Genomic DNA, 25293 nt, shown 5'->3' on the forward strand with positions numbered 1-25293 from the left:
TTCTCGGAGCGTACTGCGGCGGCGCTCTCGGCCGGCCCTAGAACAAGGGCTGGGGAAGTATCCCCTCGAGCGCCAGCAGCTGCCGTTTGGTCTCCAGTCCCCCGCCGAACCCGCCCAGCCCTCCGCCGCTCTCCACCACCCGGTGGCACGGCACCACGACGGGGAGGGGGTTGGAGCCCATGGCGGCTCCCACGGCCTGGGCGGCCCCCGGCTGCCCCACCCGGTCTGCCAGGTCCCCGTAACCGACGACCGTCCCGTACGGCACGCCGGCCGCCAGCTCCCGGAGCACCTCGCGGTTGAAGCCGGAGGACAGCGACCAGTCCAGGGCCAGCGAGAACTCCCGCAGCCCGCCCGCGAAGTAGGCCGTGAGCTGGCGCACCGGCTCGGCGAGCCGGCCGGAGCCGGGCGCGCGAACAGGCTCCGTGCCCAGCCGCGTCCGCAGCCGGCCGAGCGCCTGCTCCCGGACGGCGGGACGCGCGTGGAAGACCACGCTCACCAGGCCCCTGGCGGTCGCGGCGAGCAGGAGCGGCCCGATGCCGCTCTCCACGACGGACCACTCCACGCCCTGCTCCTCGTCGTCCATGCGGCCACCGTACGGCCGGGCACCGACAGTCAGGCCCGGCCGCGGGGCGATCCGCCGGGGCCCGTGGGCCGCCACGCGCCGTCAGCGGGTGGCGTCCCGGACGACGTCGGGCTTGTCGGTGATGATGCCGTCGACACCGAAGCCCGCCACCTCCACCGCCTCGGCCGCGTCGTCGACCGTCCAGGTGTTCACCCGGAGCGGCTTCCCGTGGGCGCCCTTCAGCTTCTGGACCGAGGCGACGTAATCGGCGCCGATCGTCTCGTACGACGGATTGATCTGGTCGGTGAACGCCGCGTACGAGGGCAGATCGGCCACCGCCGGGGTGCCGAGGAAGCCCGTGACGACGTCGGGACGCTGCGCGTGGACGGTTTTCACACTCTCTGCACCGAAGCTCTGGACGACCAGCCGGTGTGTGACGTGCTCGCGGTCCAGCCAGCCCTCCTTGCGCAGGATCCGCAGGATCTCCTTCTCGATCCCCGGATGGATCTCGGGGCTCTTGATCTCCAGGAGCAACTTCTGGCGGTTGCGTTCGACGCGGCGCAGGTACTGGGTCAGCGTCGGCACCCGGGCGCCCGCGTACCGGGCGCCGAACCAGCTGCCCGCGTCGAGTCGCGCGATCTCGGCCGCGGTGAAGTCCTTGACCGCCCAGGGGGCGCGGTCGGGGTAGACCTCCTCCGCGTCCGTTGTGCGCTCCAGGCCGGTGTCGTGCACCACGACCAGCACACCGTCCCTGGTGAGCTGCACGTCGTTCTCCACCCAGGCGATGCCCAGGTCGCCGGCCGCGTCGACGGCCGCCAGGGTGTTCTCCGGGGCGTAGGCCGAGGCGCCGCGGTGGGCGAGGACCACCGGGGCGGAGCGGTCGTCCGAGGCATGCGTCCGGGGGGCGGGCAGCAGGACGCAGCCGCCGAGCAGGGCGGCGACGGCGGCGGAGACGGTTGCTGTGCGTACGGACACGTGTACTCCTTGCGTCGGGATCCGGCACGCAGAAGGGGCGCAGCCGGTGTCCGACGGGCGGCAGGGTGGTGGTGACCAAGATGTGAACGGAATGTCGGGTACCCGATTACCCGGGAGTATGCGGACGGCTAAGATGCCGCTCTTATATTTGCTTGCCGGGCTTTGCCCTTTAGGGTCACCCCGAACCCGGGCTTCCGCGAAGGGCGTACCAGCATGCAGGGCACAGTTGACGGATTCGGCTACGGCCTCACGACTCCGGTCGTGGCCTTTGTCATGGCATGCCTCGGAGCGGCTCTGGGGCTGCGCTGCACCACACGGTCCCTGCGGGCGGGCCGCTCCCGCAGAGCGGGCTGGCTGGCCCTGGGCGCGACCTCCATCGGTTCCGGCATCTGGACGATGCACTTCGTCGCGATGCTGGGCTTCACCGTCGAGGAGGCGTCGGTGACCTACGACAGGCCGCTCACCTTCGCCAGTCTCGCCGTGGCGATCCTCATGGTCGGCATCGGCATCTTCCTCGTCGGTTACCGGGGCGCCACCCCCATGGCACTGGTCACCGGCGGGACGATCACCGGCCTCGGCGTCGCGTCGATGCACTACCTGGGCATGGCCGGGATGCGGTTCGACGGGCAGTTCGCCTACGACACGCCGACCGTCTCGCTCTCCGTCGTCATCGCCGTGGTGGCGTCCACCGCCGCACTGTGGGCGGCGGTCTCCATCCACGGCTTCCTGCCCAGCCTGGGTGCCAGCGTGGTCATGGGTGTCGCGGTGAGCGGTATGCACTACACGGGAATGGCCGCCCTCCAGGTGCATCTGCACCCCGGCGCGGCGACGGGAACGGCCGGTGACACCCCCACCTCGCTGCTCATCCCGATGATGATCGGCCCAGGCTGCTTCCTGCTGCTCGCCGGGGTGATCGTGATGTTCGACCCCCTGGTCGTGACGGGCGGCCCCGACGGCCCCGGCCGTCCGTCCGGGCGCGGTCTGCCGTCCGGCGGACAGGCCCTCGCCATCCCCGTCCAGCGGCGGCGCACGTCCTACGCGACCACCGCCCGCCGGGAGGACCGGCAACCACGGAACCACTGATCCGGCGCCGTTGTCAGTGGCGGGTCGTACGGTGGTTGCATGCGGCCCGTTTCGAAGATCGAACGTTCGGTGGCGCCTTTCGAGGTCGTCAGTCCCTACCAGCCCAGCGGTGACCAGCCCGCGGCCATCGCCGAGCTGGAGCGGCGCGTCCGCGCCGGCGAGAAGGACGTCGTGCTGCTCGGCGCGACCGGCACGGGCAAGTCGGCGACGACGGCCTGGATGATCGAGAAGCTGCAGCGCCCCACGCTGGTGATGGCGCCGAACAAGACGCTCGCCGCCCAGCTGGCCAACGAGTTCCGCGAGCTCCTGCCGAACAACGCCGTCGAGTACTTCGTCTCGTACTACGACTACTACCAGCCCGAGGCGTACGTCCCGCAGTCGGACACCTACATCGAGAAGGACTCCTCGATCAACGAGGAGGTCGAGCGGCTGCGGCACTCCGCCACGAACTCGCTGCTCACCCGGCGGGACGTCATCGTGGTGGCCTCCGTCTCCTGCATCTACGGCCTCGGCACCCCGCAGGAGTACGTGGACCGGATGGTCCAGCTCAAGGTGGGCGACGAGATCGACCGCGACCAGCTGCTGCGCCGCTTCGTCGAGATGCAGTACACCCGCAACGACCTGGCGTTCACCCGGGGCACCTTCCGGGTCCGCGGCGACACCGTCGAGATCTTCCCGGTCTACGAGGAGCTCGCCGTCCGCATCGAGATGTTCGGTGACGAGATCGAGGCCCTCTCCACGCTCCACCCGCTCACCGGCGAGATCATCAGCGAGGACTCCTCGCTCCACGTCTTCCCCGCCAGCCACTACGTCGCGGGACCCGAGCGCATGGAGAGGGCGGTCGGCCGCATCGAGCGGGAGCTGGAGCAGCGCCTCGCCGAGCTGGAGAAGCAAGGCAAGATGCTGGAGGCCCAGCGACTGCGCATGCGCACGACGTACGACATCGAGATGCTCCGCCAGATCGGGACCTGCTCCGGTGTCGAGAACTACTCGATGCACTTCGACGACCGCGACCCCGGCACGGCCCCCCACACCCTCCTCGACTACTTCCCCGAGGACTTCCTCCTCGTCCTGGACGAGTCGCACGTCACGGTGCCGCAGATCGGCGCGATGTACGAGGGCGACGCCTCCCGTAAGCGGACCCTCGTCGACCACGGCTTCCGGCTGCCCTCCGCCCTGGACAACCGCCCGCTGAAGTGGGAGGAGTTCCTGGGCCGGATCGGGCAGACCGTCTACCTCTCCGCCACACCCGGGAAGTACGAGCTGTCCCGCGGCGACGGTTACGTCGAGCAGATCATCCGGCCCACCGGGCTCGTCGACCCCGAGGTCGTCGTCAAGCCCACCGAGGGCCAGATCGACGACCTGGTCCACGAGATCCGCAAGCGGACCGAGAAGGACGAGCGCGTCCTGGTGACCACACTCACCAAGAAGATGTCCGAGGACCTCACGGACTACTTCCTCGAGCTCGGCATCCAGGTCCGCTACCTCCACAGCGACGTCGACACCCTGCGCCGCATCGAGCTGCTGCGCGAACTGCGCTCCGGTGAGTACGACGTCCTGGTCGGCATCAACCTCCTGCGCGAGGGCCTGGACCTGCCCGAGGTGTCGCTGGTCGCCATCCTCGACGCGGACAAGCAGGGTTTCCTGCGCTCGGGCACCTCGCTGATCCAGACCATCGGACGCGCCGCCCGTAACGTCTCGGGCCAGGTCCACATGTACGCCGACAAGATCACCCCGGCCATGGCGCAGGCCATCGACGAGACCAACCGCCGCCGCGAGAAGCAGATCGCCTACAACACCGAGCGCGGGGTGGACCCCCAGCCCCTGCGTAAGAAGATCAACGACATCGTGGCGTCCATCGCCCGCGAGGAGGTGGACACCGAGCAACTGCTCGGAACCGGCTACCGCCAGTCGAAGGGCGCCAAGGCGCCGGTGCCCGCGCTCGGCGGGAAGGCCACGGTGCCCGGCGGGAAGTCCAGGGCGGACGGCGCGGTCGTCACCGACCGGCCCGCCACGGAGCTCGCCGGGATCATCGAGGAGATGACGGACCGGATGCGGGCGGCCGCCGCCGACCTGCAGTTCGAGGTGGCGGCCCGGCTGCGCGACGAGGTGGGCGAGCTGAAGAAGGAGCTGCGACAGATGCGGGAGGCGGGGCTGGCCTGACCCGTGGGGTCCGCAGTGTTGCAGGACCGACACAATAACGGCCCACCAGTGCGTACGGCCTCGGCGGACTGCGTAGGGTGCGGGGAAACCGCACAGGATGGTTGCGGGGCCAAGGGGAGAGGGGACAGCGCGTGACGGTCAACATGACCAAGGGTCAGGCCATCAGCTTGCAGAAGAGCGACGGGGGGACCCTGACCGCGGTACGGATGGGGCTCGGCTGGCAGGCGGCCCCGCGCCGCGGGCTGTTCGGCTCGCGTACGAGGGAGATCGACCTGGACGCCTCGGCGGTGCTCTTCGCCGACAAGCAGCCTGTGGACGTCGTGTTCTTCCGCCACCTCGTCAGTGACGACGGCTCCGTCAAGCACACCGGCGACAACCTCGTGGGCGGCGCCGGCTCGGGCGGCGACGACGAGGCGATCCTGGTCGACCTGCAGCGGGTCCCGGTCCACATCGACCAGATCGTCTTCACGGTGAACTCGTTCACCGGCCAGACGTTCCAGGAGGTGCAGAACGCCTTCTGCCGCATCGTCGACGAGACCAACGGCCAGGAGCTCGCCCGTTACACGCTCGACGGCGGCGGCCAGTACACGGCGCAGATCATGGCGAAGGTGCACCGCGCCGGCAACGGCTGGCAGATGACCGCCCTCGGAAACCCGGCCAACGGCCGGACCTTCCAGGACCTGATGCCGTCGATCCTGCCGCACCTGTAGACACCGGCAGGACCGGGTCCGCACGGACGGGACCGGTCCGCACGTCCGTCACGAGCAGCTCCCGGAGGCGCCCGCCGCCGGGAGCTGCGCCCATGGCAGGGCACCACACCGAACGTCGAGGGGACAGGGCGATGACGGCCGAGCTGGTCCGGGGGCAGAACCACACCTTGCCCCAGACCCGACTGGAGATCAGGGTGTCGGCGGGCTCGCCCGTCGTGGCCGGAGCCACGCTCGCGGACGAGCAGGGCACGGTCCGCGGCGCCGAGTGGATCGTCCACCCGGGGGCGCACCGGCTGCCCGGCCTGGAGGTGTCCCGGCAGGCCGCGGCCGACCACCGGCTGGCCGTGGACCTCGACGCCCTGTCCGAAACGGTGCACCGGGTGACGGTCCTCCTGGCCCTTCCCACGGGGCCGGGACGCCCCGCCACCTTCGGCGCGGTCGCCGCACCGTTCGTCGCCGTGACCGGACTCGACGGTACCGAGATCGCGACGTTCACCCTCACGGGCCTGGACACCGAGTCCGCCGTGACGGCCCTGGAGCTCTACCGCCGCCAGGGCGCCTGGAAGGTCCGTGCCGTCGGCCAGGGGTACGCCGCCGGACTCGCCCAGATGCTCGCCGACCAAGGCGTCGCGCGGGCCGCGGAACTGGCCGGTGCGATCCAGGAGGCCGTCGCCTCCGGGCTCGCCCGCTCCGTCACACCCCCACCGGCCCGGACGTCGGACGAGGAGCGTGTGCGCCATCCCGCCGGCCCCGCTCCGTCCGGGGGTGGCGGGCAGCCGCCCGCTCCCACGACCCCGGCCCCACCCTCCGGGCCGCTCCCGGAGCCGGTTCCCGCGCCGGCGGACCTCACGCCGGGCCCCGTCAACTACGCGCACCCCCGCCGGCAGACGTCCGCCCCGCCCCCGCCGCCCCCGGCCAACCCGCCGGCCGCCCCGGGGCAGCCGGTGCAGCCCGTCGCGGGTGACGCCACCGGCTGGTCCATGGACGAGCGCCTGTACAACCAGGTCTGGGGCATGTTCGAGGACCTGTCCCGCGCCGTCGCCGCCTACCGCAGCGCGGTCGACTTCGCCGAGTCCCGGATGGACCAGGAACTCGACCGGACGCTCTCGGACCCGCGAAGCCGCATCGGAGGCGCGGGCGACCGCGCCCGCGAGGAGGCACGGGCCAGACGCGACGAACTGGCCACCCGGGCGCGCGAGGCCCTCGACCGCGACCTCGCCCAGCTGGCCGCCGAATCCGCCGTGGTGGAGCCCGCCCTGCCGGCCGCGTACGCAGGATGGGACAACCCCGTCTGGCACGCCTACCGCGTGCCGATGGAGATCCCGATGGCGCTGCGCCTCGGCGACCTCCACCTTCCCGAGCGCACCGACCTGCGGATCCCGCTCCTGGTACGGCTGCCGCTGGAGCGCGGGCTCTGGATCGACTGCGGCCGTACGGCCGGTGAGGCGGCCGTGGCGACGGACGGGGACCAGCTGCGCCGCGCGGCCACGGAGACGGCGGTCGCCGTGGCCGCGCGGCTGCTGGCCGTCTACCCGGCCGGCGATTTCGCGGTGCACGTCATCGACCCGGCCGGGTCCGCCGCCGCGTCCCTCCGGCCCCTCGTCGCGGCCGGCGTCCTCGCCGGACCGCCTGCGGCCGGGGCAGGGGGAGTGGCCTCGGTCCTCGCCCACCTGACCCGGCGCGTCGATCTCGTACAGATGGCGCTCAGGGCGGGCGCCGCGGACTCGCTGCCGCCGGATCTGGACACGGGCGAGCAGTTGCTGATCGTCAACGACTTCCCGCACGGCTTCGACGACCGGGCCGTCACCCAACTGCGCTATCTCGCCGACGAGGGGCCGGCGGTGGGTGTGCACCTGCTGATGGTGGCCGACCGCGAGGACGCCCGGGCCTACGGCCCCGTGCTGGACCCGTTGTGGCGGTCCCTGCTGCGGATCACGCCCGTCGCCGCCGACCACCTCGCCGACCCCTGGGTGGGCCACGCGTGGACGTACGAGCCGCTACGGGTGCCGCAGGGCAGCCGCGTCCTGGAACAGGTCCTCGCGCTCGTGGCTGCGGCACGGCGTGGCGGCGGCCGCTGAGCGGTACTGCGTCCGGGGGACGTCCCGGGCCTCGCACCGGCCGCGTAGAACAGTTCTGACCAGGTGTTTTGAGCCCTCCTTGTCCTTGGCTTTACCTTTCCTTGGTACTTCCTGTACTGTTCTTTGGGCGGAGGGGAGTACTCCCGATCGCGGCGTTCCCGTCAGTACGGACTGTGACCGGTCCCGGGGCGCCGGCCCGGCGCGCAGCCCGCGCACCCGGGTGGAAGAGACCTCCGGCAGCGACGACGCTGATCTATAGCCGTAGCGAACTGCCGGAGGCGCAGTGGACGTTTCATGGACTCTCTGGGTGCTGACCATTGTCGGTCTTGCAGCCCTGATCGCCGTCGACTTCTTCATCGGGCGTAAGCCCCATGACGTGTCGACCAAGGAAGCCGGCATCTGGACCGTCGTCTGGATCGTGCTGGCCGCCCTCTTCGGGCTAGGCCTGCTGATCTTCGGCGAGAGCCAGGCCTCGGGCGAGTTCTTCGCCGGCTTCATCACCGAGAAGTCGCTCAGTGTGGACAACCTCTTCGTCTTCGTCCTGATCATGGCGAAGTTCTCGGTGCCCTCACACCTGCAGCAGCGGGTGTTGCTCATCGGTGTACTGATCGCCCTGGTGCTGCGGGCGATCTTCATCGCCGCCGGTGCGGCGGTCATCGCCAACTTCTCGTGGATCTTCTACATCTTCGGCGCGTTCCTCATCTACACCGCCTGGAAGCTGATCCAGGAGGCGCGGGCCGATGACGAGGAAGAGGAGTTCGAGGAGAACCGCCTCCTCAAGTCGATCGAGCACCGCTTCGGTGTCGCCGACCGGTACCACGGTACGAAGCTCTTCATCAGGAACAACGGCAAGCGCGTCATGACCCCGCTGATGGTCGTCATGCTGGCCATCGGCACCACCGACGTGCTGTTCGCGCTGGACTCGATCCCCGCGATCTTCGGGCTGACCCAGGATCCGTACATCGTCTTCACCGCCAACGCATTCGCCCTGATGGGTCTGCGGCAGCTGTACTTCCTCATCGGCGGTCTGCTGAAGAAGCTGGTCCACCTCAGCTACGGGCTCTCGGTGATCCTCGGCTTCATCGGCGTCAAGCTGGTGCTGCACGCACTGCACGAGTCCGGGGTGCACGTCCCCGAGATCTCCATCCCGTTCTCGCTCGCGTTCATCTGCGGCGTCCTGGTGGTCACCACGATCACCAGCCTGATCGCCAACAAGAAGCAGGCCGCGGCCGAAGCGGAAGCGGCGGACGAGGAGAGCGAGAAGGCCGGCGTCGAGAAGTAGCCGGAGTGACAGCCGGACGGACCGGCGGCCGGTGCCATGAGGCACCGGCCGCCGGTCCTTCGCATGCCGGCCGCGGACGCGGCCGGCGGGGTGTCACCAGCCGCGCTCGCGCCACTCCGGCAGATGCGGGCGCTCGGCGCCGAGCGTGGTGTCGTGCCCGTGGCCCGGATAGACCCAGGTCTCGTCCGGCAGGCGGTCGAAGAGCTTGGTCTCCACGTCGTGGAGCAACCGCGCGAACGCCTCCGGGTCCTTGTTCGTGTTGCCGACTCCCCCGGGGAAGAGGCAGTCCCCGGTGAACACGTGCGGCGCCCCGTGCGGGTCGTCGTAGACCAGGGCGATCGACCCCGGCGTGTGCCCGGTCAGGTGGCGGGCGGTCAGCACGACGCGGCCCACCTCGATCGTCCCGCCGTCCTCGACGAGCACGTCCGTGGGGACCGGGATGCCCTCGGCGTCGTACGCGCCTGCGTACGTGCGCGCGCCGGTGGCCGCCACCACCTCGCCCAGCGCCTGCCAGTGGTCACCGTGCCGGTGCGTCGTGACGACGGAGGTGATGCCGTCGTCGCCGATCAGCCGCAGCAGCGTGCCGGCCTCGGCGGCCGCGTCGATCAGGAGCTGCTCGCCGGTGGCCCTGCAGCGCAGCAGGTAGGCGTTGTTGTTCATCGCGCCGACGGCGACTTTGGAGATCATCAGATCCGTCAGCTCGTGTGTGTGCGCAGGCCCGCCGACCTTGACCGCTCCGCTGTACGTCATGCGCCTCAGCCTATAGCGGGGGCAGGGCGGGAAGGGGGCCGCCCTCGACGTCGAGCGCGGAGCCGTCACGGCGTCCGCAGAGCCAGCCGAGGATGTCCGCGGCCGTGCCCCGGACCGTGACCGGTCCGCCGTCCGCACCGCCTCCCGTGGTCCACAGGCGGCCGTCCCCGGACGCCGCCGTGACCGGGACGACGTCGGGGTGTCCGGTGAACCGCTCCGCGAGGAAGTCGTTCTCCCGGGTCACGAACTCCTCCGGGAGGTCCTCCAGCTCGTATCCCAGCCCCAGGTCGACGTGGTGCAGCTCGATCTCGATCCAGCGGCGGAAGGGCACCCGCGCCGCCGTGTCCGTCACGCCGTTGCGCAGCGTGACGGTGCGGGACCGGTCGGCCGGAGCCGAGGCCGCCGCGAGGAACCGCTCGCCGCTCTCGCGCAGATCGGCGAGCTGCGCGACGAGGGGCCGGGGCGCGTCACGCCGGATGTCGGCGTCCCGGGTTTCGCTGTTCGCGTACATCGGGCGTCCTTGGAGAACATTTGTGAGCGCGTCGGCGTTACGTGACAGGTGGGCGAGAACATGGCCGCGGCTCCAGCCCGGCAGGCGCGACGGCTCGGCCAGTGATTCGTCGCCCAGTCCGTCCATGGCACTGAGCAGCCGATCGGTCGCTTCCCGTAGGGCTTCCAGGTCGTGCGCATGATCAATCATGGCGGGAGCGTAGCCCTCGACACTCATTCGGGTGAAGGAGTCTGCGGCCGACCATAAATCGAATGCGCGTGCTATACGCTCGGAGTCGAAAGCTTCGTACAACGCTGTGGCGCCCCCCTATCCTGGGACGGGGGCTCAGTTCCCCTCGTTCTCTCCAGAAAGGTGCGGACCGGCGTGGCCGACCGTCTCATCGTCCGTGGCGCGCGCGAGCACAACCTGAAGAACGTCTCGCTCGACCTCCCCCGTGACTCCCTCATCGTCTTCACCGGGCTGTCCGGGTCGGGCAAGTCCTCTCTCGCGTTCGACACGATCTTCGCCGAGGGCCAGCGGCGCTACGTGGAGTCGCTCTCCTCGTACGCCCGGCAGTTCCTCGGCCAGATGGACAAGCCGGACGTGGACTTCATCGAAGGCCTCTCGCCCGCCGTCTCCATCGACCAGAAGTCGACCTCGCGCAACCCGCGCTCGACGGTCGGCACCATCACCGAGGTCTACGACTACCTCCGGCTGCTCTTCGCGAGGATCGGCAAGCCGCACTGCCCCGAGTGCGGCCGGGCCATCTCCCGCCAGTCGCCGCAGGCCGTCGTCGACAAGGTGCTCGGTCTGCCCGAGGGCAGCCGCTTCCAGGTGCTCTCCCCGCTGGTGCGTGAGCGCAAGGGCGAGTTCGTCGACCTCTTCGCCGACCTGCAGACCAAGGGCTACAGCCGGGCCCGGGTCGACGGTGCGACGATCCAGCTCTCCGAGCCGCCCAAACTGAAGAAGCAGGAGAAGCACACCATCGAGGTGGTCATCGACCGCCTCACCGTGAAGGACAGCGCCAAGCGCCGGCTGACCGACTCGGTCGAGACCGCGCTCGGCCTCTCCGGCGGGATGGTCGTGCTCGACTTCGTCGACCTCGCCGAGGACGACCCCGAGCGCGAGCGGATGTTCTCCGAGCACCTCTACTGCCCGTACGACGACCTCTCCTTCGAGGAGCTGGAGCCCCGCTCCTTCTCCTTCAACTCCCCCTTCGGCGCCTGCCCCGACTGCACCGGCATCGGCACGCGGATGGAGGTCGACCCGGAGCTGATCGTCCCGGACGAGGACAAGTCCCTCGACGAGGGCGCGATCCACCCCTGGTCGCACGGCCACACCAAGGAGTACTTCGGGCGCCAGATCGGCGCGCTCGCGGACGCCCTCGGCTTCCGTACGGACATTCCCTGGGCCGGGCTGCCGCAGCGCGCCAAGAAGGCCCTGCTCCACGGTCACAAGATCCAGACCGAGGTGCGCTACCGCAACAGGTACGGGCGCGAGCGCGCCTACACCACCCCGTCCTTCGAGGGCGCCGTGCAGTTCGTCAAGCGGCGCCACTCCGAGGCGGAGAGCGACTCCAGCCGGGAGCGCTTCGAGGGCTACATGCGCGAGGTGCCCTGCCCCACCTGCGAGGGCACCCGGCTCAAGCCGATCGTCCTCGCGGTCACGGTGATGGAGAGGTCCATCGCCGAGGTCTCCGCGATGTCGATCAGCGAGTGCGCCGAATTCCTCGGCCGGCTCAGGCTGAGCGCCCGCGACAAGAAGATCGCCGAGCGGGTGCTCAAGGAGGTCAACGAACGGCTGAAGTTCCTCGTCGACGTCGGCCTCGACTACCTCTCGCTCAACCGTGCCGCGGGCACCCTCTCCGGCGGTGAGGCCCAGCGCATCCGGCTCGCCACGCAGATCGGCTCCGGACTGGTCGGCGTGCTGTACGTGCTGGACGAGCCGTCCATCGGACTGCACCAGCGAGACAACCACCGGCTGATCGAGACACTGGTCCGGCTCCGCGACATGGGCAACACGCTCATCGTCGTCGAGCACGACGAGGACACGATCAAGGTCGCCGACTGGGTCGTCGACATCGGCCCCGGCGCCGGTGAGCACGGCGGCAAGGTCGTCCACTCGGGCTCGCTCGAGGAACTGCTGGCCAACAAGGAGTCGGTCACCGGGCAGTACCTGGCCGGCAAGAAGTTCATCGCCATGCCCGACGTCCGGCGGCCCGTCGACCCCGCGCGCCTGCTGACGGTGCACGGGGCCCGGGAGAACAACCTCCAGGACATCGACGTCTCCTTCCCCCTGGGCGTGCTCACGGCGGTCACCGGTGTCTCGGGCTCCGGGAAGTCGACCCTGGTCAACGACATCCTCTACACCCACCTCGCCCGTGAGCTCAACGGTGCCAAGTCGGTCCCCGGGCGGCACACCCGGGTCGACGGGGACGACCTCGTCGACAAGGTGGTCCACGTCGACCAGTCGCCGATCGGCCGGACGCCCCGCTCCAACCCGGCCACCTACACCGGGGTCTTCGACCACGTCCGCAGGCTGTTCGCCGAGACGATGGAGGCGAAGGTGCGCGGCTACCTCCCGGGCCGCTTCTCCTTCAACGTCAAGGGCGGCCGCTGCGAGAACTGTTCCGGTGACGGGACGATCAAGATCGAGATGAACTTCCTGCCCGATGTGTACGTCCCGTGCGAGGTCTGCCACGGAGCGCGGTACAACCGGGAGACGCTGGAGGTCCACTACAAGGGCAAGTCCATCGCCGAGGTGCTGGACATGCCGATCGAGGAGGGCCTGGAGTTCTTCGAGGCCGTCCCGACGATCGCCAGGCACCTGCGCACGCTCAACGAGGTCGGCCTCGGATACGTCAGGCTCGGTCAGTCCGCGCCGACGCTCTCCGGTGGCGAGGCGCAGCGGGTCAAGCTGGCCAGCGAGCTGCAGAAGCGCTCGACGGGCCGTACGGTCTACGTCCTGGACGAGCCGACGACCGGTCTGCACTTCGAGGACATCAGCAAGCTGATCACGGTGCTGTCGGGCCTGGTCGACAAGGGCAACACGGTGATCGTCATCGAGCACAACCTCGATGTCATCAAGACGGCCGACTGGGTCATCGACATGGGACCCGAGGGAGGCAGCGGCGGCGGCCTGGTCATCGCCGAAGGCTCCCCGGAGTACGTCGCCTCGGTACCCGCGAGCCACACCGGGAAGTTCCTCCAGGAGGTCCTGGGCGCGGACCGGATCAACGAGGCCGCGGTGCCAGCGGCCCGTAAGCCGGCCCGCAGGGCGACCGCCAAGAAGACGGTCGCCGCGAAGCAGGCCCCAGCCCGCGGGGCGGCCACCGCGAAGGCCGCCAAGGCGGCGCCGGAGCGGCCCGCGGCCAAGAAGGCCACCCGGGCACGGAAGGCCTGACACCGTCCGGCCAGGACGGCCCCCGCACCGCGGGGGCCGTCCTTCGCGCGCCCGCCGGCGCCGGGCGGTGGCCGCCCTCCGGCGGGGCCGGTACGGGCTGTCCGGGGCCGGTCGCGTGCGAGGCGTTCTCCGTCGGTATCGTCGGGTCTGTCGCCGATGCCTTCCGGTGCGGCCCGTGCCCGATGCCGATGGGCACCCGGCGCCCCGGACGGACACGGCGCCCCTCTGTCCCCCCGACCAGTGGAGACCGCATGTCCGGCCTGCCCGCCGCCCGCCGAACCGTACTGAAGGGCGCTGCTCTCGCGGGCGCCGCCGGGCTGGGAGCGGCCGCCTGCTCGACCGAGTCGAAGCTGGGCCACGCACAGACCCCCACGCCCACCGCGCCCGTCGAGCTCGGCGCCGCGGACGAGGTCCCCGTCGGTGGTGCGAAGCTCTACCGCGAGCAGCGGGTCGTCGTGAGCTGCCCGGCCGAGGGCCGGTACAAGGCCTTCAGTGCCCAGTGCACCCATGCGGGCTGCCTCCTGGACAAGGTCGAGGGCATCGAGGGCGACTGCCCCTGCCACGGCAGCCGCTTCGACGTGACGACCGGCAAGGCGGTGCAGGGCCCGGCCACGGTGCCGCTGCCCGCGGTGCCGGTGAAGGTCGAGGGCGGGAAGCTCATCGCGGGCCCCGGGGCCTGACCGGCGGGGGAGGGCCGCCGGGCCGGAGCCGGGAGCGGGCCCGCCGGAGCCGTCTTCCGGGTCCCGTCGGGAATCCCGGTCTGTCACTGCCCGCAAGTAGGGTGTGAGACATGGCAGACCCCTCCAGCTACCGCCCCAAGCCGGGACAGATCCCCGACTCCCCGGGGGTCTACAAATTCTGCGACGAGCACCGCCGGGTGATCTACGTCGGGAAGGCCAAGAACCTGCGCCAGCGCCTGGCCAACTACTTCCAGGACCTGTCGGGTCTCCACCCGCGCACCCGGACGATGGTCACCACGGCCGCGTCCGTCGAGTGGACCGTCGTCTCCACCGAGGTCGAGGCGCTGCAGCTGGAGTACTCCTGGATCAAGGAGTACGACCCCCGGTTCAACGTCAAGTACCGCGACGACAAGAGCTACCCCTACCTCGCCGTGACGCTCAACGAGGAGTTCCCGCGCGTCCAGGTCATGCGCGGAGCCAAGCGCAAGGGCGTGCGCTACTTCGGTCCGTACGGGCACGCCTGGGCGATCCGCGAGACCGTCGACCTCATGCTCCGGGTCTTTCCCGTGCGCACGTGCTCCGCCGGGGTGTTCAAGAACGCCGAGAGGAGCGGCCGCCCCTGCCTCCTCGGCTACATCGGCAAGTGTTCCGCCCCGTGCGTCGGCCGGGTCACCCCCGACGAACACCGGGAGCTCGCCGAGGACTTCTGCGACTTCATGGCAGGCCGGACGGGCACGTACATCCGGCGCCTGGAGAAGGAGATGACGCAGGCGGCCGAGGACATGGAGTACGAACGGGCGGCCCGTCTGCGCGATGACGCGGGGGCGCTGAAGCGGGCCATGGAGAAGAGCGCCGTGGTCCTCGCCGACGCCACCGACGCCGACCTGATCGCCGTCGCCGAGGACGAACTCGAGGCCGCCGTCCAGATCTTCCACGTCCGTGGCGGACGGGTCCGCGGCCAGCGGGGCTGGGTCACCGACAAGGTCGAGGCGGTCGACACGGCGGGCCTGGTCGAACACGCGCTCCAACAGCTGTACGGGGAGGAGACGGGTGACTCCGTACCGAAGGAGGTGCTGGTCCCGGCCCTCCCCGAGGACCCCGACGCCGTCGCGCAGTGGCTCGCGGGCCGCCGTGGCTCCCAGGTCAGCCTGCGCATCCCGCAGCGGGGCGACAAGAAGGACCTGATGGGCACGGTCCAGCGCAACGCCCAGCAGGCCCTCGGGCTGCACAAGACCAAGCGCGCCTCCGACCTCACGACCCGTTCCCGGGCGCTGGAGGAGATCGCCGAGGCGCTCGGTCTGGAGACCGCCCCGCTGCGCGTCGAGTGTTTCGACATCTCGCACCTGCAGGGCGAGGACGTCGTCGCGTCCATGGTGGTCTTCGAGGACGGGCTCGCGCGCAAGAGCGAATACCGCCGCTTCCAGATCAAGGGCTTCGAAGGACAGGACGACGTCCGGTCGATGCACGAGGTCATCGGCCGTCGCTTCAAGCGTTACCTCCAGGACAAGGAGCGCACGGGGGAGTGGGAGGAGACCCCGGCCGTCTCCGGCCCCGCGCCCGCTCCGGTCTCCGGCCCCGTGCCCGCTCCGGGGGAGCCCGTGCCCGCTCCGGCCGTGGACTCCCCTGAGGAGCCCCGGGAGGACGACGGGCGCCCCAAGCGCTTCGCCTACCCGCCGCAACTCGTCGTCGTCGACGGAGGGCAGCCCCAGGTGGCCGCCGCCAAGCGGGCCCTGGACGAGCTGGGCATCGACGACATCGCCGTCTGCGGGCTGGCCAAGCGCCTCGAAGAGGTCTGGCTGCCCGGCGACGACGACCCGGTGGTCCTGCCCCGCTCCAGCGAAGGCCTCTACCTCCTCCAGCGGATCCGGGACGAGGCCCACCGCTTCGCCATCACCTACCAGCGGGCCAAGCGCGCCAAGCGGATCCGCAGCAGCCCGCTGGATGCCGTCGCCGGCCTCGGCGACACCCGTAAGCACGCGCTGATCAAGCATTTCGGCTCCGTCAAGAAGCTGCGGCAGGCGACAATCGATGAGATCTGCGAGGTTCCGGGGATAGGGCGCAGGACGGCGGAATCGGTGGCCGCCGCCTTCGCCACGGCCGCCCCGGCCGCGCCTGCCGTGAACACGGCCACAGGAGAGATCATCGAAGAGGACGACGGGGGCAGCACGACATGACCGAGCACGCACACGAAGGCCAGGACGAACGCGGCGACGAGCGGGAGCGCGGCGGCACGGCGTCCGATGGCGAACACATGCACGAAGGCACCGACCGAGCAGACGGAGCAGCACACGTGAGTACGGGCAGCACCAAGGAGAAGGCCGAGGCCGCCGTGCCCGCCATCCCCGAACTGGTGATCATCTCCGGCATGTCGGGCGCCGGGCGCAGCACCGCCGCCAAGTGCCTGGAGGACCTGGGCTGGTTCGTCGTCGACAACCTGCCGCCCGCGCTGATCCCCACGATGGTGGAGCTCGGTGCCCGGTCCCAGGGCAACGTCGCCCGCATCGCCGTCGTCGTCGACGTGCGGGGGCGCCGCTTCTTCGACAACCTCCGGGAGTCCCTCGCGGACCTGGAGGACAAGCACGTCACCCGGCGGATCGTCTTCCTGGAGTCCTCCGACGACGCCCTCGTGCGCCGTTTCGAGTCCGTCCGCCGTCCGCACCCCCTCCAGGGCGACGGCCGCATCGTCGACGGCATCGCGGCCGAGCGCGATCTCCTGCGCGAGCTGCGCGGCGACGCCGACCTGGTCATCGACACCTCCAGCCTCAACGTGCACGAGCTGCGGGCCAAGATGGACGCCCAGTTCGCCGGCGACGAGGAGCCGGAGCTGCGGGCCACGGTCATGTCGTTCGGCTTCAAGTACGGCCTGCCGGTCGACGCCGACCTGGTCGTGGACTGCCGGTTCCTGCCCAACCCGCACTGGGTCCCCGAGCTGCGCCCCTTCACCGGGCTCAACGAGGAGGTGTCCGAGTACGTGTTCGACCAGCCGGGCGCCAAGGAGTTCCTCAACCAGTACACGGAGCTGCTGCAGCTGATCGCCGCCGGGTACCGCCGCGAGGGCAAGCGCTACGTGACCATCGCCGTCGGCTGCACGGGCGGTAAGCACCGATCCGTCGCCATGTCGGAGAAGCTGGCCGCCCGGCTGGCCACGGAAGGCGTCGAGACCGTCCTCGTCCACCGGGACATGGGGCGCGAGTGACCAGTCGCAATCTGCGCCTGCGGCGGCTGAGCCGGGCCACGGCCGCCCTCTCCGGGCGCAAGCGCGGCACACAGCCCAAGGTCGTCGCCCTCGGCGGCGGCATGGGCCTGTCCGCGTCGCTCACGGCGCTGCGCCGGATCACCGGCGATCTCACCGCCGTGGTCACCGTCGCCGACGACGGCGGCTCCAGCGGCCGGCTCCGGGAGGAGCTCGGCGTCCTGCCGCCCGGCGACCTGCGCAAGGCGCTGGCCGCGCTCTGCGGGGACGACGAATGGGGCCAGACCTGGGCCCGGGTCATCCAGCACCGTTTCGAGTCCAAGGGCGACCTGCACGAGCACGCGGTGGGCAATCTGCTCATCGTCGCCCTCTGGGAGCAGCTGGGCGACCCCGTCCAGGCCCTCGACCTCGTCGGCAAGCTGCTCGGCGCGCACGGCAGGGTGCTGCCGATGTCCGCCGTGCCCCTGGAGCTCCAGGCTCTCGTCCGTGGCCACGACCCGGAGCGTCCGGAGGAGGTGGTCACCGTGCGCGGACAGGCGACGGTGGCTCTCACCCCCGGCGAGGTGCAGTCGGTCCACGTCGTCCCGGCCGACCCGCCGGCGGTCCCGGAGGCGGTCGCCGCCGTTCTGGACGCCGACTGGGTGGTGCTCGGTCCGGGCTCCTGGTTCTCCTCCGTCATCCCGCACCTGCTGGTGCCGGAACTGCTCGACGCGCTGATCGCCACGAAGGCCCGTAAGGTCCTCTCGCTGAACCTCGCGCCGCAGCCCGGCGAAACAGAAGGCTTCTCACCGCAGCGTCATTTGGAGGTTTTGGGACGACACGCCCCTAAACTCGCCATGGACGTGGTGCTGGCCGACGAGGCCGCCGTGCCCGACCGTGAGTCCCTCGCCGACGCCGCCAAGCGGCTCGGAGCCGCGGTCGAGCTGGCCCCTGTGGCCTCACCCGACGGCGTTCCGATTCATGATCCGGAGCTGTTGGCCGCCGCGTACGACCGTATTTTTCGGATGCATGGAAGGATCGGCCCATGGCGATGACGCCAGCGGTGAAGGACGAAATCTCTCGGCTTCCCGTGACCCGGACCTGCTGCAGGAAAGCAGAGGTCTCGGCGATTCTTCGGTTCGCGGGCGGGCTGCACCTGGTGAGCGGCCGGATTGTGATCGAGGCCGAGCTGGACACGGCGATGGCCGCGCGCCGGCTCAAGCGGGACATCCTGGAGATCTTCGGGCACAGCTCGGAGCTGATCGTGATGGCTCCCGGCGGGCTGCGCCGCGGCTCCCGCTACGTCGTGCGGGTGGTGGCGGGCGGCGACCAGCTGGCCCGCCAGACCGGCCTGGTCGACGGGCGCGGCCGCCCCATCCGCGGCCTGCCTCCGCAGGTGGTCTCGGGGGCCACCTGCGATGCCGAGGCGGCCTGGCGGGGTGCCTTCCTGGCCCACGGTTCGCTGACCGAGCCCGGCCGCTCCTCCTCGCTGGAGGTGACCTGCCCAGGCCCCGAGGCCGCCCTCGCCCTGGTCGGTGCCGCCCGCAGGCTGTCCATCGCGGCCAAGGCCCGCGAGGTGCGCGGGGTGGACCGGGTCGTCGTCCGTGACGGTGACGCGATCGGCGCGCTGCTGACCCGGCTCGGTGCCCACGAGTCGGTCCTGGCCTGGGAGGAGCGCAGGATGCGGCGCGAGGTCCGCGCCACCGCCAACCGCCTGGCCAACTTCGACGACGCCAACCTCCGCCGCTCCGCACGTGCCGCGGTCGCCGCCGGTGCCCGTGTGGGGCGCGCGCTGGAGATCCTGGGCGAAGAGGTCCCGGAGCACCTGGCGGCTGCCGGACGGCTGCGCATGGAGCACAAGCAGGCCTCCCTGGAGGAACTGGGCGCGCTCGCCGACCCGCCGCTGACCAAGGACGCCGTCGCGGGCCGGATCCGGCGCCTGCTGGCCATGGCCGACAAGCGTGCCCAGGACCTCGGGATCCCGGGCACGGAATCGACCCTCAGCGAGGAACTGGCGGACGGCCTCGTCGGCTGAGCCGCCGCCCGTGCCGTGACCGCGGATCCGCAGGTCCGTGCTCCTACTCGGGAGTACGGACCCCGCCGTCCGTCCCGTCCCGCTCGATGTCACTCCCGGGCCTCGGGAGAGGTAGGGTCGGAGGCGGTCGGGGACATCCCATACAACTCGCCGGCGTCGAAAACCGGCGTACCTAACGAGGAGATCGGTTCGTGACGATCCGCGTAGGCATCAACGGCTTTGGCCGCATCGGTCGTAACTACTTCCGCGCGCTGCTGGAGCAGGGTGCGGACATCGAGATCGTGGCTGTCAACGACCTGGGTGACACTGCGACCACGGCCCACCTGCTGAAGTACGACACCATTCTGGGTCGTCTCAAGGCAGAGGTGAGCCACACCGCCGACACCATCACCGTCGACGGTCACACCATCAAGGTTCTTTCCGAGCGCAACCCGGCCGACATCCCCTGGGGTCAGCTGGGCGTCGACATCGTCATCGAGTCGACCGGCATCTTCACCAAGAAGGCCGACGCCGAGAAGCACATCGCGGGCGGCGCCAAGAAGGTCCTCATCTCGGCTCCGGCCAAGGACGAGGACATCACCATCGTGATGGGCGTCAACCAGGACAAGTACGACGCGGCCAGCCACCACGTCATCTCCAACGCCTCCTGCACCACCAACTGCGTGGCGCCGATGGCCAAGGTTCTCGACGAGAACTTCGGCATCGTCAGGGGCCTGATGACGACGGTCCACGCGTACACGAACGACCAGCGCATCCTGGACTTCCCGCACTCGGACCTGCGCCGCGCCCGCGCCGCCGCCGAGAACATCATCCCGACGACGACCGGCGCCGCCAAGGCGACCGCTCTGGTCCTGCCGCAGCTCAAGGGCAAGCTCGACGGCATCGCGATGCGCGTGCCGGTCCCGACGGGCTCCGCGACCGACCTGGTCGTGACGCTGCAGCGCGAGGTGACCAAGGACGAGGTCAACGCCGCGTTCAAGAAGGCCTCCGACGACGGTGACCTCAAGGGCTACCTGACGTACACCGAGGACCCGATCGTCTCCTCGGACATCGTCGGCGACCCGTCGTCCTGCACCTTCGACTCCTCCCTGACCATGGTCCAGGAGGGCAACTCGGTGAAGATCCTCGGCTGGTACGACAACGAGTGGGGTTACTCCAACCGCCTCGTCGACCTGACCGTCTTCGTCGGCGGCCAGCTCTGATCCTCGGATCGGCAGGCATCTCGATGTGAGCAAGGGGCTCGGACGGCGCAACGTGGCGCCGTCCGAGCCCCTTGCGTGCTCATCCGTCCTTCCAAGGAGTACCGCAACAGATGAAGACGATCGACGAACTTCTCGCCGAAGGGGTCGCGGGCAAGCGGGTTTTCGTCCGCGCCGACCTGAACGTGCCGCTGGACGGCACCACGATCACCGACGACGGCCGCATCCGCGCCGTCCGGCCGACCGTCGCCCGCCTCGCCGAAGCCGGCGCGCGGGTGGTCGTCGCCTCGCACCTCGGCCGCCCCAAGGGTGCGCCGGACCCGGCCTTCTCACTCGCCCCGGCCGCCGCGCGCCTCGGTGAACTGCTCGGCGCCGATGTCGCGTTCGCGACCGACACCGTCGGTGAGTCCGCCCGCGCCACGGTCGCCGCCCTCTCCGACGGCCAGGTCGCCGTCATCGAGAACCTCCGCTTCAACGCGGGTGAGACCTCCAAGGACGACGCCGAGCGCGGTGCGTTCGCGGACCGGCTCGCCGAGCTCGCCGACGTGTACGTCGGCGACGGTTTCGGCGCGGTCCACCGCAAGCACGCCTCGGTCTTCGACCTCCCGGCCCGGCTGCCGCACGCGGCCGGCGGTCTCATCGCCACCGAGGTCGGCGTCCTCAAGAAGCTCACCGAGGACGTCGCGCGCCCGTACGCCGTGGTCCTCGGCGGTGCCAAGGTCTCCGACAAGCTCGGGGTCATCGACCACCTGCTGGAGAAGGCCGACCGCATCCTGATCGGGGGCGGCATGGCGTACACCTTCCTCAAGGCCAAGGGCCACGAGGTGGGCATCTCGCTGCTCCAGGAGGACCAGGTCCCGGCCGTGCAGGAGTACCTCAAGCGGGCCGAGGAGGTCGGTGTGGAGTTCGTGCTCCCCGTCGACGTCCTGGTCGCCGGGGAGTTCCCCGACCTGAAGACCAAGGCCCCGGCCAATCCGACCACGGTCGCCGCCGACGCCATCCCGGCCGACCAGGAGGGCCTGGACATCGGCCCCGAGACCCGCAAGCTGTACGCGGCGAAGCTCGCCGACGCGGCCACCGTCTTCTGGAACGGCCCGATGGGTGTCTTCGAGCACCCCGACTACGCCGAGGGCACCAAGGCCCTCGCCCAGGCTCTCGTCGACTCCCCGGCCTTCACCGTCGTCGGCGGCGGCGACTCCGCTGCCGCCGTCCGCATCCTGGGCTTCGACGACAACGCATTCGGCCACATCTCGACCGGTGGCGGCGCCAGCCTCGAATACCTCGAGGGCAAGACGCTTCCCGGCCTCGCCGCACTGGAGGACTGACCCCTGATGAGCAATCGCACCCCGCTGATGGCGGGCAACTGGAAGATGAACCTCAACCACCTCGAGGCCATCGCGCACGTCCAGAAGCTCGCGTTCGCCCTCGCCGACAAGGACTACGACGCCGTGGAGGTCGCCGTCCTGCCGCCCTTCACGGACCTGCGGTCCGTGCAGACCCTGGTCGACGGCGACAAGCTGAAGATCAAGTACGGCGCCCAGGACATCTCGGCCCAGGACTCCGGCGCCTACACCGGTGAGATCTCCGGCCCGATGCTCGCCAAGCTGAAGTGCACGTTCGTGGCCGTCGGTCACAGCGAGCGCCGCCAGTACCACGGCGAGAACGACGAGATCTGCAACGCCAAGGTGAAGGCCGCGTTCAAGCACGGCCTGACCCCGATCCTCTGCGTGGGCGAGGGCCTGGACATCCGCAAGGCCGGTGACCAGGTCTCCTACACCCTCGCGCAGCTCGACGGCGCCCTGAAGGACATCCCGGCCGAGCAGGCCGAGTCCATCGTGATCGCCTACGAGCCTGTCTGGGCCATCGGGACCGGCGAGGTCGCCACCCCCGAGGACGCCCAGGAGGTGTGCGGAGCGATCCGCGGCCGACTCGCCGAGCTGTACTCGCAGGAACTGGCCGACGCCGTCCGCATCCAGTACGGCGGCTCGGTGAAGTCGGGCAACGTCGCGGCCATCATGGCGCAGCCCGACGTGGACGGCGCCCTGATCGGCGGCGCCGCGCTCGACGCCGACGAGTTCGTCAAGATCGTCCGCTTCCGCGACCAGTGAGTATGCGGTAGCGCGGATCCGTCGTACCCTAGCGGGGGCCGAGGGGGGTACCACCCCCGGCCCCCGCTGTTCGTACATGCAGTCCTAGGAATTTCCGGAAAGTAGGGACCAGCCGTGATTTTGGCGTTCGAGATCGCCCTGATCGTCTTCAGCCTGCTGCTGATGCTGCTGGTGCTGATGCACAAGGGAAAGGGCGGCGGCCTCTCCGACATGTTCGGTGGCGGAATGCAGTCCTCCGTGGGCGGCTCCTCGGTCGCCGAGCGCAACCTCGACCGCATCACCGTCGTGGTCGGCCTGGGCTGGTTCGCGTGCATTGTTGTCCTTGGTCTGCTCATCAAGCTGGACAGCTGACCCCGCGTCCGCGATTCCCGGTGACGGTGTAACTCCTTTCACTGGACGCGCGTTGGGCCTTACGTAGACTGGGGCATCTTCGAGCACCATCACGCAGGGAGTTACGACCGTGGCAAGTGGCAACGCGATCCGGGGAAGCCGGGTCGGAGCGGGGCCGATGGGGGAGGCCGAGCGGGGCGAGTCCGCGCCGCGCCTCCGCATCTCCTTCTGGTGCTCGAACGGGCACGAGACGCAGCCGAGCTTCGCCCATGACGCGCAGGTACCGGAGACCTGGGACTGCCCGCGCTGCGGCTTCCCGGCCGGGCAGGACCAGGACAACCCGCCGGACCCGCCCCGCACCGAGCCGTACAAGACGCACCTCGCGTACGTACGGGAACGGCGCAGCGACGCGGACGGCGAGGCGATCCTCGCCGAGGCCCTCGCGAAACTCCGAGGCGAGATCTGAGACTCTTCACCGGCCGGCCACCCCCTGGGTGCCCGGCCGGAATCCGTATGTCGCCCACCAGCTCGCCGGTGCCCCGTCGCACCCTCCGGATCAATTAGGTTGGAGGGGCAGCGGGGAAGGTTGCAGGTACGAGAGAAGTGGGCGATTTCCGGGATGAACGCACAAAGCCGAACCAAGCTCAGCCAGATGCCCGAGTGGACGGCTCTCGGCAAGCACCGTGAGGAGCTCGGGGAAACGCATCTGCGGCAGCTGTTCGCGGACGCGCCGGACCGGGGGAAGCAGTACACCCTCCGGGTCGGCGACCTCCACATCGACTACTCCAAGCACCTGGTCACCGACGAGACGCTGCGCCTGCTGCGTGAGCTCGCCGCCGCCACGGACGTGGCCGGGCTGCGGGACGCCATGTTCCGCGGCGAGAAGATCAACACGACCGAGGACCGTGCCGTCCTGCACACCGCGCTCCGTGCCCCGCGGGGCGCGGTGGTCGAGGTCGACGGCGAGAACGTGGTGCCGGCCGTGCACGCCGTCCTCGACAGGATGGCCGCCTTCTCCGACCGGATCCGGGCGGGCGAGTGGACCGGCCACACCGGGAAGCCGATCAAGAACATCGTCAACATCGGTATCGGCGGCTCCGACCTCGGACCCGCCATGGCGTACGAGGTGCTGCGCTCCTTCACGGACCGCTCGCTCACCGTCCGCTTCGTGTCGAACGTCGACGGCGCCGACCTGCACGAGGCGGTACAGGGCCTCGACCCGGCCGAGACGCTCTTCGTCGTCGCGTCCAAGACCTTCACGACGATCGAGACCATCACCAACGCCACCTCCGCCCGCGACTGGCTGCTCACCGAGCTGAGGGCCGGTCAGGACGCCGTCGCCAAGCACTTCGTGGCCCTGTCGACCAACGCGGAGAAGGTCGCGGACTTCGGCATCGACACGGCCAACATGTTCGAGTTCTGGGACTGGGTCGGCGGCCGGTACTCCTACGACTCGGCGATCGGCCTCTCGCTGATGATCGCCATCGGCCCCGACCGGTTCCGCGAGATGCTCGACGGCTTCCACCTCGTCGACGAGCACTTCCGTACCGCTCCCGCCGAGGAGAACGCCCCGCTGCTGCTGGGCCTGCTGGGCATCTGGTACGGCCAGTTCTTCGACGCCCAGTCGCACGCGGTGCTGCCCTACAGCCACTACCTGTCCAAGTTCACCGCGTACCTGCAGCAGCTGGACATGGAGTCCAACGGCAAGTCCGTGGACCGGGACGGCAATCCGGTGGAGTGGGAGACGGGCCCGGTCGTCTGGGGCACCCCCGGCACCAACGGGCAGCACGCCTACTACCAGCTGATCCACCAGGGCACCAAGATCATCCCGGCCGACTTCATCGGCTTCGCGGCCCCGGTCCACGACCTGCTGCCCGGGCTGATCGGCCAGCACGACCTGCTGATGGCCAACTTCTTCGCCCAGACCCAGGCCCTCGCCTTCGGTAAGACGCCCGAGGAGGTCCGCGCGGAGGGCGTGCCCGAGGAGCTCGTCCCGCACAAGACCTTCCGGGGCAACCACCCGACGACCACGATCCTCGCGGACCGTCTCACCCCGTCGGTGCTCGGCCAGCTGATCGCGCTGTACGAGCACAAGGTCTTCGTCCAGGGTGCCGTGTGGAACATCGACTCCTTCGACCAGTGGGGCGTCGAACTCGGCAAGGTCCTCGCCAAGAAGATCGAACCGGTCCTGACCGAGGGCACCGGCGGTGAGGGGCTGGACAGCTCCACCGCCGCGCTCGTGGCCACGTACCGCACACTGCGCGGTCGCTGAGC

At 70.2% G+C, this 25293-nt stretch carries 21 protein-coding genes; 17 read left to right on the plus strand and 4 right to left on the minus strand.

Features of this window, described 5'->3' with window-relative positions:
• Positions 1–37: 37 nt before the first annotated feature.
• Both QFZ58_RS27455 and QFZ58_RS27460 read right to left on the minus strand, forming a co-directional pair.
• Entirely contained in the window at positions 38–583 is a 546-nt protein-coding gene (locus QFZ58_RS27455) for a methylated-DNA--[protein]-cysteine S-methyltransferase (protein ID WP_307127577.1), read from the minus strand.
• Positions 584–664: 81 nt separating this feature from the next.
• Entirely contained in the window at positions 665–1537 is an 873-nt protein-coding gene (locus QFZ58_RS27460; RefSeq protein WP_307127578.1) for a glycerophosphodiester phosphodiesterase family protein, read from the minus strand.
• A 213-nt stretch (positions 1538–1750) separates the two neighbouring features.
• Between QFZ58_RS27460 and QFZ58_RS27465 the strand changes: the two genes are divergently transcribed.
• From QFZ58_RS27465 to QFZ58_RS27485, 5 genes are all read left to right on the plus strand, one after another.
• Positions 1751–2620, plus strand: coding sequence for an MHYT domain-containing protein (locus tag QFZ58_RS27465; RefSeq protein WP_307127579.1), 870 nt, complete (start codon positions 1751–1753; stop codon positions 2618–2620).
• Positions 2621–2659: 39 nt separating this feature from the next.
• Entirely contained in the window at positions 2660–4783 is a 2124-nt protein-coding gene (gene uvrB / locus QFZ58_RS27470; protein ID WP_307127580.1) for an excinuclease ABC subunit UvrB, read from the plus strand.
• A gap of 131 nt (positions 4784–4914) precedes the next feature.
• Entirely contained in the window at positions 4915–5493 is a 579-nt protein-coding gene (locus QFZ58_RS27475; RefSeq protein ID WP_307127581.1) for a TerD family protein, read from the plus strand.
• Positions 5494–5624: 131 nt separating this feature from the next.
• Positions 5625–7571, plus strand: a complete 1947-nt coding sequence (locus tag QFZ58_RS27480) for a TerD family protein (protein ID WP_307127582.1) — start codon at positions 5625–5627, stop codon at positions 7569–7571.
• 283 nt (positions 7572–7854) lie between these two features.
• A complete protein-coding gene (locus tag QFZ58_RS27485) occupies positions 7855–8853 on the plus strand; it encodes a TerC family protein (RefSeq protein WP_307127583.1) in 999 nt (332 codons plus the stop codon).
• Positions 8854–8946: 93 nt separating this feature from the next.
• On the opposite strand, the gene QFZ58_RS27490 is transcribed toward QFZ58_RS27485, so the two are convergent.
• Together QFZ58_RS27490 and QFZ58_RS27495 are read right to left on the minus strand one after the other, a co-directional pair.
• Complete coding sequence (locus QFZ58_RS27490; protein ID WP_307127584.1) at positions 8947–9603, minus strand: MBL fold metallo-hydrolase; 657 nt, start codon at positions 9601–9603, stop codon at positions 8947–8949.
• Positions 9604–9613: 10 nt separating this feature from the next.
• Complete coding sequence (locus QFZ58_RS27495) at positions 9614–10303, minus strand: maleylpyruvate isomerase family mycothiol-dependent enzyme (protein WP_307127585.1); 690 nt, start codon at positions 10301–10303, stop codon at positions 9614–9616.
• A 174-nt stretch (positions 10304–10477) separates the two neighbouring features.
• Between QFZ58_RS27495 and uvrA the strand changes: the two genes are divergently transcribed.
• The 12 genes from uvrA to pgi all read left to right on the plus strand — a co-directional run bounded on the left by uvrA (position 10478) and on the right by pgi (position 25291).
• Complete coding sequence (gene uvrA / locus QFZ58_RS27500) at positions 10478–13495, plus strand: excinuclease ABC subunit UvrA (RefSeq protein ID WP_307127586.1); 3018 nt, start codon at positions 10478–10480, stop codon at positions 13493–13495.
• A 251-nt stretch (positions 13496–13746) separates the two neighbouring features.
• Positions 13747–14175, plus strand: a complete 429-nt coding sequence (locus QFZ58_RS27505; protein ID WP_307127587.1) for a Rieske (2Fe-2S) protein — start codon at positions 13747–13749, stop codon at positions 14173–14175.
• Between the two features lie 110 nt (positions 14176–14285).
• Positions 14286–16349: an excinuclease ABC subunit UvrC gene (uvrC, locus tag QFZ58_RS27510; RefSeq protein ID WP_307127588.1), complete on the plus strand. Its 2064-nt coding sequence runs from the start codon at positions 14286–14288 to the stop codon at positions 16347–16349.
• 77 nt (positions 16350–16426) lie between these two features.
• Entirely contained in the window at positions 16427–17371 is a 945-nt protein-coding gene (gene rapZ / locus QFZ58_RS27515; RefSeq protein ID WP_307129012.1) for an RNase adapter RapZ, read from the plus strand.
• Positions 17368–18402: a uridine diphosphate-N-acetylglucosamine-binding protein YvcK gene (gene yvcK / locus QFZ58_RS27520; RefSeq protein ID WP_307127589.1), complete on the plus strand. Its 1035-nt coding sequence runs from the start codon at positions 17368–17370 to the stop codon at positions 18400–18402. Before rapZ ends, yvcK begins: the two co-directional genes overlap by 4 nt.
• The gene (gene whiA / locus QFZ58_RS27525) at positions 18393–19382 is read left to right on the plus strand and encodes a DNA-binding protein WhiA (RefSeq protein WP_030919772.1); all 990 of its coding nucleotides are present in this window, start codon (positions 18393–18395) and stop codon (positions 19380–19382) included. Before yvcK ends, whiA begins: the two co-directional genes overlap by 10 nt.
• A 191-nt stretch (positions 19383–19573) precedes the next feature.
• Entirely contained in the window at positions 19574–20584 is a 1011-nt protein-coding gene (gap, locus tag QFZ58_RS27530) for a type I glyceraldehyde-3-phosphate dehydrogenase (protein WP_307127590.1), read from the plus strand.
• 110 nt (positions 20585–20694) lie between these two features.
• On the plus strand, positions 20695–21906 hold the full coding sequence (gene pgk / locus QFZ58_RS27535; RefSeq protein WP_307127591.1) for a phosphoglycerate kinase: 1212 nt from the start codon (positions 20695–20697) through the stop codon (positions 21904–21906).
• Positions 21907–21912: 6 nt separating this feature from the next.
• Positions 21913–22689: a triose-phosphate isomerase gene (tpiA, locus tag QFZ58_RS27540; protein WP_307127592.1), complete on the plus strand. Its 777-nt coding sequence runs from the start codon at positions 21913–21915 to the stop codon at positions 22687–22689.
• 114 nt (positions 22690–22803) lie between these two features.
• On the plus strand, positions 22804–23040 hold the full coding sequence (gene secG, locus QFZ58_RS27545; RefSeq protein ID WP_307127593.1) for a preprotein translocase subunit SecG: 237 nt from the start codon (positions 22804–22806) through the stop codon (positions 23038–23040).
• A gap of 109 nt (positions 23041–23149) precedes the next feature.
• Positions 23150–23485, plus strand: coding sequence for an RNA polymerase-binding protein RbpA (locus tag QFZ58_RS27550; RefSeq protein ID WP_073747820.1), 336 nt, complete (start codon positions 23150–23152; stop codon positions 23483–23485).
• Positions 23486–23638: 153 nt separating this feature from the next.
• Complete coding sequence (pgi, locus tag QFZ58_RS27555) at positions 23639–25291, plus strand: glucose-6-phosphate isomerase (RefSeq protein WP_307127594.1); 1653 nt, start codon at positions 23639–23641, stop codon at positions 25289–25291.
• The last annotated feature ends 2 nt before the right edge of the window (positions 25292–25293 follow it).

Source organism: Streptomyces sp. B1I3 (assembly GCF_030816615.1).
Lineage (GTDB): Bacteria > Actinomycetota > Actinomycetes > Streptomycetales > Streptomycetaceae > Streptomyces.

What these genes read in the sequence shown, in the direction of transcription:
- QFZ58_RS27455 (WP_307127577.1), bottom strand. Translation starts at nt 583, where the DNA reads ATGGACGACGAGGAGCAGGGCGTGGAGTGGTCCGTCGTGGAGAGCGGC.
- QFZ58_RS27465 (WP_307127579.1), top strand. Translation starts at nt 1,751, where the DNA reads ATGCAGGGCACAGTTGACGGATTCGGCTACGGCCTCACGACTCCGGTC.
- uvrB (WP_307127580.1), top strand. Translation starts at nt 2,660, where the DNA reads ATGCGGCCCGTTTCGAAGATCGAACGTTCGGTGGCGCCTTTCGAGGTC.
- QFZ58_RS27480 (WP_307127582.1), top strand. Translation starts at nt 5,625, where the DNA reads ATGACGGCCGAGCTGGTCCGGGGGCAGAACCACACCTTGCCCCAGACC.
- QFZ58_RS27490 (WP_307127584.1), bottom strand. Translation starts at nt 9,603, where the DNA reads ATGACGTACAGCGGAGCGGTCAAGGTCGGCGGGCCTGCGCACACACAC.
- QFZ58_RS27495 (WP_307127585.1), bottom strand. Translation starts at nt 10,303, where the DNA reads ATGATTGATCATGCGCACGACCTGGAAGCCCTACGGGAAGCGACCGAT.
- QFZ58_RS27505 (WP_307127587.1), top strand. Translation starts at nt 13,747, where the DNA reads ATGTCCGGCCTGCCCGCCGCCCGCCGAACCGTACTGAAGGGCGCTGCT.
- uvrC (WP_307127588.1), top strand. Translation starts at nt 14,286, where the DNA reads ATGGCAGACCCCTCCAGCTACCGCCCCAAGCCGGGACAGATCCCCGAC.
- rapZ (WP_307129012.1), top strand. Translation starts at nt 16,427, where the DNA reads ATGCACGAAGGCACCGACCGAGCAGACGGAGCAGCACACGTGAGTACG.
- whiA (WP_030919772.1), top strand. Translation starts at nt 18,393, where the DNA reads ATGGCGATGACGCCAGCGGTGAAGGACGAAATCTCTCGGCTTCCCGTG.
- pgk (WP_307127591.1), top strand. Translation starts at nt 20,695, where the DNA reads ATGAAGACGATCGACGAACTTCTCGCCGAAGGGGTCGCGGGCAAGCGG.
- tpiA (WP_307127592.1), top strand. Translation starts at nt 21,913, where the DNA reads ATGAGCAATCGCACCCCGCTGATGGCGGGCAACTGGAAGATGAACCTC.
- pgi (WP_307127594.1), top strand. Translation starts at nt 23,639, where the DNA reads ATGAACGCACAAAGCCGAACCAAGCTCAGCCAGATGCCCGAGTGGACG.